This window comes from Shewanella marisflavi (assembly GCF_023283925.1).
GTDB lineage: Bacteria > Pseudomonadota > Gammaproteobacteria > Enterobacterales > Shewanellaceae > Shewanella > Shewanella marisflavi.
This window is the reverse complement of sequence record NZ_JAKIKX010000008.1, coordinates 109,533-124,191: the sequence shown is the minus strand read 5'-3', so window position 1 is coordinate 124,191 and position 14,659 is coordinate 109,533. Positions and strand designations below refer to the sequence as shown.

Genomic DNA, 14,659 nt, shown 5'->3' with positions numbered 1-14,659 from the left:
CATCCTTATCGTCCACACCGGGCGAGCCCGGTGTGGATTGTTGTGGCCTTATACAAGCTGGGGATTAGCCCCAAATCGCATTTTTCGAACCACGGTATGCAACACGCTCGCGGAAGATGTTTGAGATAACCTCAGCATCACCGGCAAGTAGCGACTTAGTCGCACACAACTCGGCACACATTGGCAACTTACCTTCGGCAATACGGTTAGAACCATACTTCTGACGCTCTGCATCTGAATGGTTCTCTTCAGGACCACCGGCACAGAAAGTACACTTATCCATCTTACCGCGGCTGCCAAAGGCACCCTTTTTAGGGAACTGAGGCGCACCAAACGGACAAGCGTATAGGCAGTAACCACAACCGATACAGGTATCTTTGTTGTGCAGCGTCAGACCATCTTCCGTCTTGTAGAAGCAGTTTGCAGGACAAACCGCCTGACAAGGGGCGTCGGTACAGTGCATACAAGCCACAGAGATAGAGGCTTCGCCTGGCTGACCGTCATTGATGGTCACCACGCGGCGACGTTGAATACCCCACTCCAGCGCAGAGTCATTTTCGTTTTTACATGCCGTGACACAGCCGTTACATTCGATGCAGCGCTTGGTATCACATAAAAATTTCATTGTAGCCATATTGGCAAATCTCCCGATACTTAAGCTTTAGTGATCTGACAAAGCGACGCTTTGGTCTCTTGCATCTGCGTGACAGGGTCATAACCATAGGTCAATGCCGTGTTTGCAGACTCACCAATCACATAAGGCACAGTACCTTCTGGATAGTTATTCTCTAAGCTCTCACCGTGCATAACACCGGCGAAGTGGTATGGCATCCAAGTCACGCCTGGTTTCACACGAGGTGTCACCATAGCCTTGATCTTGATGCGGCCACCTTCGGCGCCTTCCAGCCATACAGTGTCACCGTTGCGAATGCCACGATCTGCCGCATCGCCTGGGTTGATCTCAACAAACATCTCTTGTTGTAGTTCAGCCAGCCATGGGTTAGAACGCGACTCTTCACCACCACCCTCGTACTCAACCAAACGACCAGAAGTCAGACCCAGTGGGTACTTAGCTGCTGTGTCTTTCTCTTGGATTGACTTGTACAGCGTTGGTAGACGGTGAACTTGCATGTCATCATATGTTGGGTACTTAGACACAAGATCACGACGTGGTGTGTACAGCGGCTCACGGTGTACAGGCACTTGATCAGGGAAGGTCCACACGATACAACGCGCTTTGGCGTTACCAAATGGAATACAACCGTGCTTCATTGCGACACGCTGGATACCACCTGAAAGGTCGGTCTTCCAGTTCTTGCCTTCCGCTTCAGCTTTCTCTTCAGCAGTCAGGTCATCCCACCAGCCAAGTTGCTTAAGCAGCTTGTCGCTAAACTCTGGGTAACCGTCTTGGATTTCGCTGCCCTTAGAGAAGCTACCTTCGGCCAATAGGTTCTTGCCTTGGTATTCAACACCATAACGTGCACGGAAGTTACCACCACCTTGCAGTACGTGCTTGCTTGTGTTGTAAAGAATCTGAGTACCAGGGTGTTTCTGCTCAGGTGTACCCCAACATGGCCATGGTAGACCATAGGTTTCACCCTTAGCTGGGCCACCCTCAGCCTCTAGTGTCTTGTTGTTGAAAGTGCCCCAGTTTTGGGTGTGCAGCTTCAGACGCTCTGGGCTCTGGCCAGACATACCGATAGTCCACATACCGCGGTTAATCTCGCGGGTAATGTCTTCGATCACTAGCATGTCATTGGCATCTTTCGCGATGCGCTTGGTGTACTCTTTATCGAAGCCAAGCTTTTGCGACAGACGGTACATGATTTCGATATCTGTCTTAGATTCGAATAGCGGCTCGATCACCTTCTCACGCCACTGCTGGCTACGGCCAGAGTTAGACACTGAACCTTCGGTCTCGAACTGAGTCGATGCTGGTAGCAGATAAACACCATTCTTACGACGGTGCATAACACCCGCCATGGTTGGGAATGGATCCACAACAACAACTGTGTCCATCTTATCCAGAGCATCACGCACTTCGCGCTGGCGGGTTTCTGTGTTGACAGACTGTCCCCAGAAGAACGCCATACGGACGCGATCTTTTTGCGCTAATTTCTCTGGCGTTTCCAGTACACCATCGTGCCAACGAGAACACGGAATACCAGGAGTGTTCATTGGCACACGACCTAGGTATTCGTTTTGGTCGAAGCGACCCTTAACCCAGTTTAAGTCGAGCTCCCATACATGACTCCAGTGCGCCCAAGCGCCAGAGCTCAAACCGTAGTAACCAGGAAGGTTATCGAACAGTAGACCTAAGTCAGTTGCACCCTGTACGTTATCGTGACCACGGAAGATGTTAGTACCACCACCAGATACACCCATGTTACCCAGGGCTAACTGAAGGATACAGTAGGCACGAGTGTTAGCGTTACCTACGTGGTGCTGGGTACCACCCATACACCAAACTACAGTACCTGGACGGTTTTCAGCCATCAGCTTAGCGGCTTGGTAAACTTCTTCTTCACTACAACCAGTGATGTCCGCAACCTCTTTAGGTGGGAACTTCTTCACTTCTTCGCGAATTGATTCCATCTCGAACACGCGCTGCTCGATAAAGGCCTTATCTTCCCAACCATTTTCGAAGATATGCCACAACATACCGTAGATGAATGGGATATCGGTACCTGGACGCAAAGCACAGTGCAGATCAGAGTGTGCCGCAGTACGAGAGTAACGTGGGTCAACAACGATGATCTTAGCGTTGTTCTTCTCTTTGGCGATCAGAATATGCTGCATGGCAACAGGGTGTGCCTCGGCAGGGTTTGAACCGATAAAGAAGATCGCGTTCGCATTCTGAATGTCGTTAAAAGAGTTAGTTTGCGCACCGTAACCCCAAGTGTTAGCAACACCGGCTACAGTGGTAGAGTGACAGATACGTGCCGAGTGGTCGACGTTGTTAGTACCCCACATGGCCGCAAATTTACGGTACATGTAGCAGCCTTCGTTAGAAAACTTAGCACTACCCATGAAATAGAGTGAATCTGGGCCTGACTCCTGACGGATGCTCTGCATCTGGTCGCCAACTTCATTGAAGGCCTGCTCCCAAGAAAGTCTCTTCCACTTACCGTCAACCAGCTTCATTGGGTACTTAAGACGCTTCTCACCGTGACCATGTTCACGCAGTGCAGCGCCCTTGGCACAGTGACCACCGGCGTTGAATGGGTGATCGAATGCAGGCTCTTGACCAGTCCAAACACCATTTTGTACTTCAGCATATAGACCACAACCGACCGCACAGGCACTACATACTGTGCGCTTGATCTCGATAGGTGCGTCGTGTGGAATATCTTTCGCTTCGGCACGGCGCATCATGCCGGTACCGAGAAGAGAGGCTGCAGCAATGCCACCAGTGGTGATACCTGCGTGCTTCATAAATTGACGACGGCTGATGCCTAAACTTGGCTTAGCCGCTGTTGCTGCCTCATTTGTTTTGCGCGTTAACTTCATCGCTCAAATTCTCCTAATTAGCTACGCAAGCTATTGTAATAACTGCGGATATGTGCAGTTTCATGGTAGCCATCGGTATGTTTTTCTTGAGATTTATTCTCTGTTGCATGGGCAACACTCACACCGCTGGCGGCAATGGCCACACCGGCCGTACCACCAATGGTGAGTGCTTTCAGCAAAGATCTGCGATTCAGATCGGGCTGTTGCTTCTTCATTCTTGCTCCTAGTGGATTTAGGAAATTTCGATTAGTAGGGATGGTTCTATTCAAGCGAAGCCCCTGAACATTGGTTACAGCAATGTTATTTACAGGTGGCTTTTTGGTGAAATTGCTATATTTATTAAAAACATCCGATTAATTGCCGGGGCAATATAGGCAAGAAACAGACTGCGGTTATTGATCTAAACAGGGGTGGATAAGTAGAAAAAGTGAATAAATGACCAAAGTGTTAAGTCTGTCATGTTTTATTTGGTGCGCTATGATGGCAAACGCCAAAAAAAGGCAAAATCGGGATCCAGCAGATGTAATGAAGTTGTTGTTATTGAAAATAAAAATATCGCTCAAAATATAAACAAAGGTGATCTAAGTCAGGTAAAATTCACACAGCCTATCCAAGACAAACCGTCACATTCACTCAATAAGGCACTCATATTCCCACCATATGAATTCCTCTATTCAACTAACTGCAGCAATGATAGTGTGATTAAGCATGATGAATCTCTTTTCTTAGATGTGCGCAGGAGCCATATAAATGAAACCACTCGTCTTTATTACATTCATAAGCTTACTCACTCTTTCGATTGCGGCAGAAGCAAAGGTCTGTAAAAAAGGACAACCTTGCGGAAACTCATGCATATCTTGGGCTAAGACTTGCAGAATAAACTCCATCACGTTCCCGGAAAAGAGCATCAACGGTGATCAACAGGCAGATTTGAATAATAGAAGACACAAAATAAAACAAGAAACCCTGTTTGGGTGTGAGCTCATGTGGGGAGCTATAGTTGATTCCATCTTATTCGAAGAAAGTAACCAGCAAGTGGTCGAGAAAGCTCTACTTAAATTAAAAAATTCAAGTGATGGCAATAAAGCTATTCAGACTACAGAAATCCATAGCGCAATTGAAAGCTTACTCAAGACAATAAAAAATGACCAAAGTCTAATAAATAGTTTAAAAAACAATTACATTAATACCTACAATCAATTCATACCTGCCTGCATTACTGAAACAGATAAGTTAATACACGCAAAACGGTAAACTAACTTTTTGTATGTCACCAGAATCAGTTTTTTGAGTTACAACTAGTACAAAACAAAAATCAGTCCACTCCACCTTAAAATAAATATGGAATACCTTTTCTTGTCACCTGCAACGTTAAAAATTCCATAAAAAAACACCCCGCCTGATAATCAGGAAGGGTGTTTTCTCAATGTGCTTTATTCAAGCTTGAGCGGTCGCTCAGATCTACTATTTGTAGGTCAATGTACCGTTTTCTTTGATCTCGTCGTACCAAAGGTTGTGGTGCTGTATAGCCCAGTTCTCATCACAGTAACCCGACTTCATACACTCCATACCACCTTCACTCAATACTGTCGCCATCCAGATGTGGACGATAGTAAAGGCGATGATGATGATGGCGCTCAGGCCATGGATCAGTAGTGCCGCCATAGACGCTTCGCGAGGTAAATCGAGCGCTGGCATTACCAGCATAATGCCAGAAACAGCGATAAAGAGGCCAAACAGGGTTAATGTCCAGAACCACATCTTCTCACCAGCATTGGCAAAGCCACTGTCAGGGTGCTTACCCTTGAAAGGACCAAAGTTGATGTAACCACCAACCACAAGGAACCACTTCAGGTCATACAGTTTAAATGTCTGCATCGGCATCCATTTAACCACACATAATGCCCAGGCGACGATAAACAGCGGACCCACATAATCGTGGATAGTCTTGCTGCCGTAGATCAGCGAACCCCAAACACCTGTGCCCACATAGGGCTGTAGTACATGCTTACCCAACATGATGTTAAGACCAGTAAAGATCAACGCCAAGCATGAGATAGCCAACACCCAATGTATCCAAAGATCGGCCTTGGTCCAGCGCAATATCATCTTGCCAGAGAAACCATGACTTAACTTTGAAGAGCCATTCACCAGATAGAAGAGCAAGAAAGCACCAAATACACCCACAACGGCTAGTGCCATGATAGGCGTGAGATATTCATTCTTAACATTAGTGCCTTCGATAGCTGACACGTTAATCATGACCCCACCCTCAGCGTCTTTCGCTGTAGTGTATCCTTCGTCTCCTGACTTCACGGCTCGCCATAAATCAGCGTCGCTGGTGTTTGCCATTTGCTGACTGGTTTGGTCGTCAACGGCATAGGCTGACGCTGTCAGACCTAAACCCATTGCCAAGACCAATGGCAATAACAACACAGTGAATAGGCTGCGCAGTGATTTTAATAACATAGTCACTCCTTTACAGACCGTAAGCCCGAAGGCTTACGGTACTATTCACTTTAAACGCCAGTCTTAGGGGTGTAGCCCCAGATCGCATTAGGGTTACCACGTGCTGCCATACGCTCACGGTAGATATTGGAAACCACTTCAGCATCACCGGCAAGCAGCGCTTTGGTTGCACAAAGCTCGGCACACATAGGTAACTTACCCTCGGCCAGACGGTTAGCACCATACTTGGTACGCTCCGCCTCAGAGAAGGTCTCTTCTGGGCCACCGGCACAGAAAGTACACTTATCCATCTTGCCGCGGCTGCCAAAAGCGCCCTTCTTAGGGAACTGAGGCGCGCCGAATGGGCATGCATACAAGCAGTATCCACAACCGATACAGGTATCTTTGTTATGCAGCGTTAGGCCATCTTCCGTCTTGTAGAAACAGTTTGCTGGGCAAACAGCCTGACAAGGGGCGTCGGTACAGTGCATACAAGCCACAGAAATCGAGGCTTCACCTGGTTGACCATCGTTGATGGTCACGACGCGACGGCGTTGAATACCCCACTCGAGAGCGGAATCGTTTTCGTTCTTACATGCTGTGACGCAACCGTTACACTCGATGCAGCGTTTGGTGTCACATAGAAATTTCATGACTGCCATAATGGCTTATCTCCTCATCAAGTTCCGTTAGGCTTTAGTGATCTGACACAAGCTAGACTTAGTCTCTTGCATCTGAGTCACAACGTCATAGCCATAGGTCAATACGGTATTGGCTGATTCACCAATGATGTAAGGTACTGTACCTTCTGGGTAGTTCTTCTCTAGGCTCTCGCCTTCGAACATACCTGCGAAGTGGTACGGCATGAAACACTCGCCTTCGATCACACGCGGTGTCACCATTGCCTGCACCTTAATCTTGGCGCCTTCAGGGCTGTGAACCCATACTTCGTCACCATCACGTAGACCACGATCCGCCGCATCAGCTGGGCTGATTTCGATGAACATCTCTTGCTGCAGCTCGGCTAACCATGGGTTAGAACGTGTCTCTTCACCACCGCCTTCGTACTCAACCAAACGACCAGAGGTCAAGGCGAGTGGGAAGTCTTTAGCAAAGTCCTGATCCTGAATTGACTTGTACAGGGTAGGAAGACGCGCAACCATACGGTCATCGTAAGTTGGGTACTTAGACACAAGATCACGACGTGGCGTATACAGAGGCTCACGGTGAACCGGAATATCATCTGGGAAGTTCCAAACGATACAACGTGCCTTAGCATTACCAAATGGAATACAACCGTGCTTGATAGCAACACGCTGGATACCACCAGAGATGTCAGTCTTCCAGTTCTTGCCTTCGGCTGCCGCTTTCTCTTCCGCAGTCAGCTCATCCCACCAGCCAAGTTGCTTAAGCATCTTGTCGGTAAACTCTGGGTAACCATCCTTAATCTCACTGCCCTTAGAGTAAGAGCCTTCGGCCAGAATGTTATTACCATTGTGCTCAACACCATAACGAGCACGGAAGTTACCACCACCAAAGCGGACTTCACGGTCTGTACGGTAGAGGATCTGAGTACCTGGATGCTTCATCTCAGGAGTACCCCAACATGGCCAAGGCAGACCATAGGTTTCGCCCTTAGCTGGGCCACCTGGTGCTTCCAGACTCTTGATGTCGAAGGTGCCCCAGTTTTCCTGGTGCATCTTGAGACGTTCTGGGCTCTGGCCTGTGTAACCGATGGTCCACATACCCTTGTTGAATTCACGAGTGATATCTTCGATCAGCGGCTCATCACCGTTCACCTTGATATGCTTACAGAACTCTTTCTCAACGCCCCACTTCTTGGCCAGCTTGTACATGATGATATGGTCAGGCTTAGACTCAAACAGAGGCTCGATAACCTGAGTACGCCACTGCAGTGAGCGGTTAGAAGCAGATACTGAACCATAGGTCTCGAACTGAGTCGCCGCAGGTAACAGATAAACGCCGTCTGTACGGGTATGCATCACACCCGCCATAGTTGGGAATGGATCCACAACCACCACAGTGTCCATCTTGTTCAATGCTTCACGCACTTCACGACCACGGGTTTCTGTGTTGACAGACTGACCCCAGAAGAAGGCTAGACGGATATTGTCTTTCTGGGCAATCTTGTTCTTGTCTTCCAGCACACCGTCGTGCCAGCGGGAACAAGGGATACCGGCTGAAGTCTGCGGCTTCTGGCCCAGGTATTCGTTCTGGTCAAAACGGCTATTGACCCAGGCAGGATCCAGATCCCACACATTGCTCCAGTGCGCCCAGGCGCCTGAAGTCAGGCCATAGTAGCCAGGCAGGTTATCGAACAGCAGACCAAAGTCAGTGGCGCCCTGTACGTTGTCGTGACCACGGAAGATGTTGGTACCACCACCGGAAACACCCATGTTACCCAGGGCCAACTGCAGGATACAGTAAGCACGGGTATTGGCATTACCTATGTGGTGCTGAGTACCACCCATACACCAAACTATGGTGCCTGGCTTAGTCTCGGCTAAGGTCTTAGCCACGCGGTACATCTGCTCTTTTGGTACACCAACAACGTTCTCAACCTCTTCAGGTGTCCACTTAGCGGCAGCTTCGCGAATACGCTCCATGCCGTAAACACGTTGGTCGATGAAGGTTTGGTCTTCCCACTTGTTTTCAAAGATATGCCACAGCAGACCGTAGATATAAGGAATATCGGTACCTGGGCGAATATGCACGTACTCATCGGCTTTTGCCGCAGTACGGGTGAAACGAGGATCGACAACGATAATTTTCGCGCCGCGCTCTTTACCTTCCAGAATGTGTTGCATCGCCACAGGGTGAGCTTCTGAAGGGTTAGAACCGATAAACATCATCGCCTTGGCGTTGCGGATATCGTTGAAAGAGTTGGTTTGCGCACCATAGCCCCAAGTGTTAGCAACACCGGCTACAGTGGTAGAGTGACAAATACGTGCCGAGTGGTCGACGTTGTTGGTGCCCCACATGGCTGCGAGTTTGCGGTACATGTATGCCTGCTCGTTGGAGAACTTGGCGCTACCCATGAAGTACACAGAGTCAGGGCCGGATTCTTCGCGGATCTTAAGCATCTTGTCGCCGACTTCATTGATAGCCTGCTCCCAGCTCAAACGCTTCCACTTACCGCCTTCTAACTTCATTGGGTACTTGAGGCGCTTCTCACCATGGCCGTGCTCACGCAGTGACGCACCTTTAGCACAGTGACCACCAGCGTTAAATGGATGGTCGAAAGCAGGTTCTTGACCTGTCCACACACCATTTTGAACTTCGGCATAGATACCACAGCCCACTGAACAGTGAGAACAGATGGTACGCTTCACTTCAGTTGGCGCATCATGTGGCACTTCTTTCGCTTCGGCTTTGCGCATCATACCAGCGCCAAGCATAGAGGCCGCGGCAATACCACCAGTTGCAAGACCTGCAGACTGAAGGAACTGACGACGACTGAGACCTAGGGCAGGCTTTTTAGCGACATCTGCCTGGTCTGTTTTGCGGGTTAATCGCATCACACTCTCTCCTAATGTTATTGAATTACTGCGAAATTACTCGTCCAAGCTTACTTGGTACGTAATGACGCGTAATAACTACGAATATGATCTGTCTCGTGGTAGCCATCGCCTTTTGCTGCATCTTTTTCAGGTGCAGGTGTTGCTGCCATAGCTTGACCACTCACGGTTGCCACGGCACCCGCTGCGCTGCCTATAGCTAATGCTTTTAGCAATTGACGACGACCCATATCGGAAGCTTGCTTCTTCATAGTGTCTCCTAAATGTTGACTCAATTTAGGCACTAGTCTCATCATCTCGGTCAACTCGGCTTACTCTGCCAATTAACACTAAGACCAGAACCCGACGCTTGTTGGGGGCGAACCCCCGGTTTCATTATGTCGGCACTGTACTGCGTGCCGACAACCAAACTAAACCACAACCTAGGACGCGAGTTCGCTGGCTGTAGGTTCAATCTTCTCCGCTTCGCTGCCAGGGCAGTTCACCGGAATATCTAATTGGAGTTGTTCAAATTCATTGGCTTCGACAACAAAGAAGGCCTTGGCCAGTTGCGCCACTGTGGCATAGAAGGCGGCACTCGGCGCCCTGCCCAAATGGTCACAGAAACGATCTATCCAGCTACCAATATGGCGCTGATAGAAGGCCAGCTGACGGAAGCCTGGGGCTTCAAGGATCAAGGTACCCATCACCTCACACAGGGCGGCCACGTGATCTTCAGGCTCTTTAACCTCTTCGCTACGCTCAAAGCCCAGCTGCGCCAGATCTTGTCTGAGCAGAGCCAATGGCTTGTCCATCAAAGACCCTGTCATAAACCAACTACCATAGGGCAAGATCTCACCGCTACCCACCCCAAGGAAGATGTTGAAATACTCATCTTCCAATTGCTCAGGGGTAAACTGGCCCGCGGCTAACTTTAGCGCCAACCAGGCTTTGGTCATGTCGCTGTCGTCATCTGCGTCTATCTCTAGATTGGCAAGAAACTGCAACAGTTCAGCACTGGGCTGCTTGCGTAATAGCGCCGCCAAAAGCTGGTAAATATCGGCTCTTAACTGATCGTTTTCTGAAACTTCTCTTACTAATTCGGTCATGGCTAAACTCTTATCGCAGTTGCTTTTCAGGATCTTGAAGTATGTCTTCAAACATGTCTTTTACCCGGCAGTCGCTACACATCTTCAGGCGCTCTGTATTGGCACTAAAGGCACTGTGTCCACCGACTACATCCAGCATCCGTTGCACCATGGACTGGGTGGCGAAAGGCGTACCACAACGAATACATTCGAACGGCGCCTCCTCATTCAGGGTTTGACGGCTCTGACGAGCCGCCGCATCAAAGTTAATTTGTGGTGTCAGGCTGATCACCTTCTCGGGACAAGCTGACTCACATAGACCGCACTGCACACAGGCTTGCTCAACAAAATAGAGCGCCGGCTTCTCGCCGCCGTCGGTCAGTGCTTGAGTTGGACAAGTTGACACACATGAGAGACAAAGGGTGCAGTTATCGGTATTAACACTGACCTTACCGTAAGGAATATTGCTCCGGCTCAGGCAGGCATCCGAGGCAGCCGCTTGACTGTTGAGATGATCGATCGCTGCATAGAGAGTTTCACGCTTAGTGGTCGCAGCAAACTCACCGGGGACTATCATGGGCCAGCTCGCGCTAGGCTCAATCAGGTCAGCAATCTCTGACATCTGCTCGACATTAATCACGCTGACTCTTTGTGGCTGACCCATCTCGTCAAGGATCTCACTCGCCAGCTTTAGCTCACCATTTAGCATCTGTGTCAGAGTCGGCGCGGTAGCATCAGTGTTAAGTATCAAGATCTGACGGGCACCCCATGCAAGTGCTGACATCCAGTGGTCGATACTGGCAACAGTGATCTCTTCCAACTCTACAGGCAAAATCGCACCTGGCAGGTCGTCGTTGATCAAAGATGCGCCCTTACCCACATCGTGAAACAGGATCACAGGAGCTGTCTGCGCCGCGCTGCGAAAACGTGTCACTAGCTTATTGAGATAAGAGTGCAACGCCTGTGGCGTAGGCAGGTCATAGCTAATCGCGCCGGTTGGGCAGGCGTTGGTACAGCTACCCGCGCCGTGACATAGGTATGGATCTATCTCTATCTTATGATCGACACTGGCAATGGCGTCGGCGGGACAGAAATTTAAACAGCGGTTACAACCGTCGATACCGTTTCTGTGGTGAGCACATATATCACTGTTCACCTTAACGTAACGCGGCTTATCGAACTCCCCGATCAACTCGGGCAGCTCGGCAATTGCGTCTGCTAATTTAGCTTCATCCTGGCCCACATAAAAGTAGCCAGGAGGCAACATTTCTAGGTTAATACAAGGAGATTGGCTTAAATCGAGGATCAGATCGAAGTGGGCCTTACGGATGGCCACCAGACTCAGATCGGCGGTGCCGTTATCATGCTCCACCTTAACTTGGAACTGACCCAAAAAACCTTTGATATCGATGAGTTTATTGTAATAACTCTCGACCCCTTCGGCGGCATTCATCACCTTCTCAAGATGGTCTTCATCTTGGCTGGTAATTGATTCATTGGCCAAGATAGCTCGTTGGCCCATGTTAGACAGTCTATCGGCTGCCAGTCGTGCCAAATCCTCCGGGCCAATGACTAATACATTGCCTTCTGTAGTGTAACTTACCGTTGGCGGGATCAGATTTTGAAGAATTTGCGTCTGTCCCAACACTTGTTGACGCACCTGTTTCAGGTGGGCCAGGTTGTCGCTCGTCTCTAAATGCATGCTCACATTGCGTTCCTAAGCAGTATTGGCTGCTGTATCAGCCCGGGTGGCTGTTGTGCTCTTACGGCATGCGCTTTTCGCGCCAGCTTCACCCGATTTTCAACGAGTTACAACTCGTTGTTACTTGTGGTTAACACAGCAATTCACGTACCAAAATTATGGTTTTAAAAGCACTCTAAACTGACCTTAAACAACAGGTGGTTTAGTTATTGTTTGTATTTCTGGTTCATTTTGGGACACCTCCTCGGGGTCTCTGTCCAAAATGTCCTCGACCTGTGACACCTCTTGCTCACCCTGCAGTGCCAGTTGCTCGGTCGGGGTTTCAGCCTCTGCTTCACCCTCTTCATCATCCTTCATGATGTGCCTGAAGACTTTCTTAGCCAGTTCGGCGGAGACTTCGGCAGTCAATTTGGGTTGGTTGGTATAATCCAGTGCATATTCCAGCAGGCCATCTATCTCGCTATAGTGTGGCTGCTTCCACAGTGCTCTTAAGGCGGCGGTTTTCGCATCAGGATCCACGTTGTCGGCCATGAAACTGGCAAAACTACCACCGACCTCAATCTTCTCAGGGTCAGGCAGCTCCTCGGCAGTTAACACCTGCTTATCTTGTTGAACAGGCTCAGCTTGCTCGGCGCTGGTTTCCACCTCAGTTTGCTGCTCTAAGGCTGCCTCTTCTTGAGCCTGTTCGGCTAGACGTGCCGCTTCCTCTTCCGCCTCTACCTCTTGGCGACGCTGGGTCCAGCGTGCGAACAGTCCGCTTGGTTTATCACTCATTAGGACACTATCCCCCGGTTTGGATTGGTGCTTGGCCCCTCGTTCTTACGGCGATTAACATGCTTACGACGGTGAGCGCAGATCTCCACCTCACCATGACGAGTAATGTATGCTTCTATCCAGCAGGCGATCGCCTTGGGCATAGAGAAATTTAAAACCGGGGTGTCCCCCTCGAGGCAACCTGCTGCGACATTTTGGTCGGCCGAGATATAGGCGGGTATCCAGGTACCATCTTCTAACTCGTCACACACCACGTACAGCATGGCATTGTCCATATCGAGATTGATGCGATAGCTGCCACGCTCATCCTTATGCAGCTCCAACATGACTATGTGCGCTCCAGCGGGGGCTGGCTGAGTGGCGGGAACGATTTGATCTAATTCCCAACTTTCAGCTGTCCAGCGTCCCACCTGTTTTTCCACCTTTTTCAGTGAAACATACATGGGCCATTGACTTTCGGTATGTTGCATTCCGTCTCCGTTTTGCCTAACTGGCCGGCCTTTAGAAGATGCGCCGGGCATTGGGTTAGCGATATATCCTACCGAAGCAATTTACGTGCCATCGCTAGAGTCGAAATAGTTTGAACTGGATCATCAAATCCCTACCAAGCGTAGGACAATTTGTCCTAAATGCCATCTTGATAGGGACATAAAAGGGCGACCGCTACCGAAGTCGGCGTCTAGATCACGCATTTACACACCAATTGCTTGCATAGGAACGATAATTGCTATGCTGAAGGCGCCCCAAAGCAACAAGATGAGATTCATGACAACGACTAAACATCCCACTCTGGTTAAGACACAGGCCGATGCGCCGCTCACCCTGGCAGTTAAGGCAGTCAACGAGCAGGGCGAACTGGTGGATAAATTTATCGCCTGCGAACGCCCCCTCACCCTCTATTTGAATTGGCGTCCCATAGTGACGCTAATGACACTCGGTGCCCGTCCTGAAGCGCTTGCCCTAGGCTATTTGAAAAACCAAGGCTTTATCAGCGATGTTAAGCAGCTCGAGTCTGTGATCGTCGATTGGGGGGTTAACTCGGCGGCTGTGATCACTAAAGAGTCAACCGAGCATCTCGATGAAAAACTGGCAGAAAAGACAGTGACCACAGGTTGCGGACAAGGCACAGTCTATGGCGGTTTTATGGATGGCGTCGATGATATTCGTCTGCCCACACCTAAGCTGAAACAGAGCATGCTCTACAGCCTACTCAACAACATCAGCGCCTACAACGAAACCTATAAGAATGCAGGCGCAGTCCACGGCTGTGGCCTATGCGAAGGCGATCAGATCATCGGCTTCGTCGAAGATGTGGGACGCCACAATGCGGTAGACACTTTGGCCGGTGAGATGTGGCTTAAACAACAAGGCGGCGGCAACAAGCTGTTTTATACCACGGGACGTCTTACCTCAGAAATGGTGATCAAGGTGGCCAAAATGGGGATCCCGGTACTACTTTCGCGCAGCGGCGCGACCCAGATGGGACTAGAGTTAGCCCAGAAGCTGGGGATCACTATGATAGCCCGGGCTAAGGGACGTCATTTCCTTATCTACCATGGGGCAGAAAATATCGAATTCGATGCGACGCCGCCGAAACGCAACCAAGGTTAACTGTAGAG

At 49.6% G+C, this 14,659-nt stretch carries 13 protein-coding genes; 2 read left to right on the top strand and 11 right to left on the bottom strand.

Annotated elements, in window-relative coordinates; translation table 11 throughout:
- Positions 1 to 64 precede the first annotated feature (64 nt).
- Genes fdh3B (L2712_RS15270) through L2712_RS15260 form a run of 3 tightly spaced genes read right to left on the bottom strand, consistent with a single transcriptional unit; the run spans position 65 to position 3,725 of the window.
- Positions 65 to 634: a formate dehydrogenase FDH3 subunit beta gene (gene fdh3B / locus L2712_RS15270; protein ID WP_011863874.1), complete on the bottom strand. Its 570-nt coding sequence runs from the start codon at positions 632 to 634 to the stop codon at positions 65 to 67.
- Between the two features lie 20 nt (positions 635 to 654).
- On the bottom strand, positions 655 to 3,510 hold the full coding sequence (locus L2712_RS15265) for a molybdopterin-dependent oxidoreductase (RefSeq protein WP_033538891.1): 2,856 nt from the start codon (positions 3,508 to 3,510) through the stop codon (positions 655 to 657).
- Between the two features lie 17 nt (positions 3,511 to 3,527).
- The gene (locus tag L2712_RS15260; protein WP_033538892.1) at positions 3,528 to 3,725 is read right to left on the bottom strand and encodes a twin-arginine translocation signal domain-containing protein; all 198 of its coding nucleotides are present in this window, start codon (positions 3,723 to 3,725) and stop codon (positions 3,528 to 3,530) included.
- A 535-nt stretch (positions 3,726 to 4,260) separates the two neighbouring features.
- Here L2712_RS15260 and L2712_RS15255 point away from each other — a divergent pair.
- Complete coding sequence (locus L2712_RS15255; protein WP_248978275.1) at positions 4,261 to 4,764, top strand: hypothetical protein; 504 nt, start codon at positions 4,261 to 4,263, stop codon at positions 4,762 to 4,764.
- Between the two features lie 210 nt (positions 4,765 to 4,974).
- Here L2712_RS15255 and L2712_RS15250 read toward each other — a convergent pair whose 3' ends face one another.
- From L2712_RS15250 to L2712_RS15215, 8 genes are all read right to left on the bottom strand, one after another.
- Entirely contained in the window at positions 4,975 to 5,979 is a 1,005-nt protein-coding gene (locus L2712_RS15250) for a formate dehydrogenase subunit gamma (protein ID WP_088903495.1), read from the bottom strand.
- Positions 5,980 to 6,029: 50 nt separating this feature from the next.
- Positions 6,030 to 6,620: a formate dehydrogenase FDH3 subunit beta gene (gene fdh3B / locus L2712_RS15245; RefSeq protein WP_033538894.1), complete on the bottom strand. Its 591-nt coding sequence runs from the start codon at positions 6,618 to 6,620 to the stop codon at positions 6,030 to 6,032.
- Between the two features lie 27 nt (positions 6,621 to 6,647).
- The gene (locus tag L2712_RS15240) at positions 6,648 to 9,497 is read right to left on the bottom strand and encodes a formate dehydrogenase subunit alpha (RefSeq protein ID WP_088903494.1); all 2,850 of its coding nucleotides are present in this window, start codon (positions 9,495 to 9,497) and stop codon (positions 6,648 to 6,650) included.
- A gap of 50 nt (positions 9,498 to 9,547) precedes the next feature.
- Positions 9,548 to 9,748, bottom strand: coding sequence for a twin-arginine translocation signal domain-containing protein (locus L2712_RS15235; RefSeq protein ID WP_248978274.1), 201 nt, complete (start codon positions 9,746 to 9,748; stop codon positions 9,548 to 9,550).
- Between the two features lie 171 nt (positions 9,749 to 9,919).
- A complete protein-coding gene (locus tag L2712_RS15230) occupies positions 9,920 to 10,585 on the bottom strand; it encodes a TorD/DmsD family molecular chaperone (protein WP_033538897.1) in 666 nt (221 codons plus the stop codon).
- A 10-nt stretch (positions 10,586 to 10,595) separates the two neighbouring features.
- Positions 10,596 to 12,266: a 4Fe-4S binding protein gene (locus tag L2712_RS15225; protein ID WP_248978321.1), complete on the bottom strand. Its 1,671-nt coding sequence runs from the start codon at positions 12,264 to 12,266 to the stop codon at positions 10,596 to 10,598.
- A gap of 186 nt (positions 12,267 to 12,452) precedes the next feature.
- Complete coding sequence (locus L2712_RS15220; RefSeq protein WP_248978273.1) at positions 12,453 to 13,040, bottom strand: DUF3306 domain-containing protein; 588 nt, start codon at positions 13,038 to 13,040, stop codon at positions 12,453 to 12,455.
- Entirely contained in the window at positions 13,040 to 13,510 is a 471-nt protein-coding gene (locus L2712_RS15215; protein WP_248978272.1) for a DUF3305 domain-containing protein, read from the bottom strand. Before L2712_RS15215 ends, L2712_RS15220 begins: the two co-directional genes overlap by 1 nt.
- A 295-nt stretch (positions 13,511 to 13,805) precedes the next feature.
- Between L2712_RS15215 and L2712_RS15210 the strand changes: the two genes are divergently transcribed.
- Positions 13,806 to 14,651 (top strand): formate dehydrogenase accessory sulfurtransferase FdhD, encoded by an 846-nt coding sequence (locus L2712_RS15210; protein ID WP_088905832.1) that lies wholly within the window; start codon positions 13,806 to 13,808, stop codon positions 14,649 to 14,651.
- The last annotated feature ends 8 nt before the right edge of the window (positions 14,652 to 14,659 follow it).

What these genes read in the sequence shown, in the direction of transcription:
- L2712_RS15215 (WP_248978272.1), bottom strand. Translation starts at nt 13,510, where the DNA reads ATGCAACATACCGAAAGTCAATGGCCCATGTATGTTTCACTGAAAAAG.
- fdh3B (WP_033538894.1), bottom strand. Translation starts at nt 6,620, where the DNA reads ATGGCAGTCATGAAATTTCTATGTGACACCAAACGCTGCATCGAGTGT.
- L2712_RS15235 (WP_248978274.1), bottom strand. Translation starts at nt 9,748, where the DNA reads ATGAAGAAGCAAGCTTCCGATATGGGTCGTCGTCAATTGCTAAAAGCA.
- L2712_RS15260 (WP_033538892.1), bottom strand. Translation starts at nt 3,725, where the DNA reads ATGAAGAAGCAACAGCCCGATCTGAATCGCAGATCTTTGCTGAAAGCA.
- L2712_RS15255 (WP_248978275.1), top strand. Translation starts at nt 4,261, where the DNA reads ATGAAACCACTCGTCTTTATTACATTCATAAGCTTACTCACTCTTTCG.
- L2712_RS15250 (WP_088903495.1), bottom strand. Translation starts at nt 5,979, where the DNA reads ATGTTATTAAAATCACTGCGCAGCCTATTCACTGTGTTGTTATTGCCA.
- L2712_RS15230 (WP_033538897.1), bottom strand. Translation starts at nt 10,585, where the DNA reads ATGACCGAATTAGTAAGAGAAGTTTCAGAAAACGATCAGTTAAGAGCC.
- L2712_RS15220 (WP_248978273.1), bottom strand. Translation starts at nt 13,040, where the DNA reads ATGAGTGATAAACCAAGCGGACTGTTCGCACGCTGGACCCAGCGTCGC.
- L2712_RS15210 (WP_088905832.1), top strand. Translation starts at nt 13,806, where the DNA reads ATGACAACGACTAAACATCCCACTCTGGTTAAGACACAGGCCGATGCG.
- L2712_RS15240 (WP_088903494.1), bottom strand. Translation starts at nt 9,497, where the DNA reads ATGCGATTAACCCGCAAAACAGACCAGGCAGATGTCGCTAAAAAGCCT.
- L2712_RS15265 (WP_033538891.1), bottom strand. Translation starts at nt 3,510, where the DNA reads ATGAAGTTAACGCGCAAAACAAATGAGGCAGCAACAGCGGCTAAGCCA.
- fdh3B (WP_011863874.1), bottom strand. Translation starts at nt 634, where the DNA reads ATGGCTACAATGAAATTTTTATGTGATACCAAGCGCTGCATCGAATGT.
- L2712_RS15225 (WP_248978321.1), bottom strand. Translation starts at nt 12,266, where the DNA reads ATGCATTTAGAGACGAGCGACAACCTGGCCCACCTGAAACAGGTGCGT.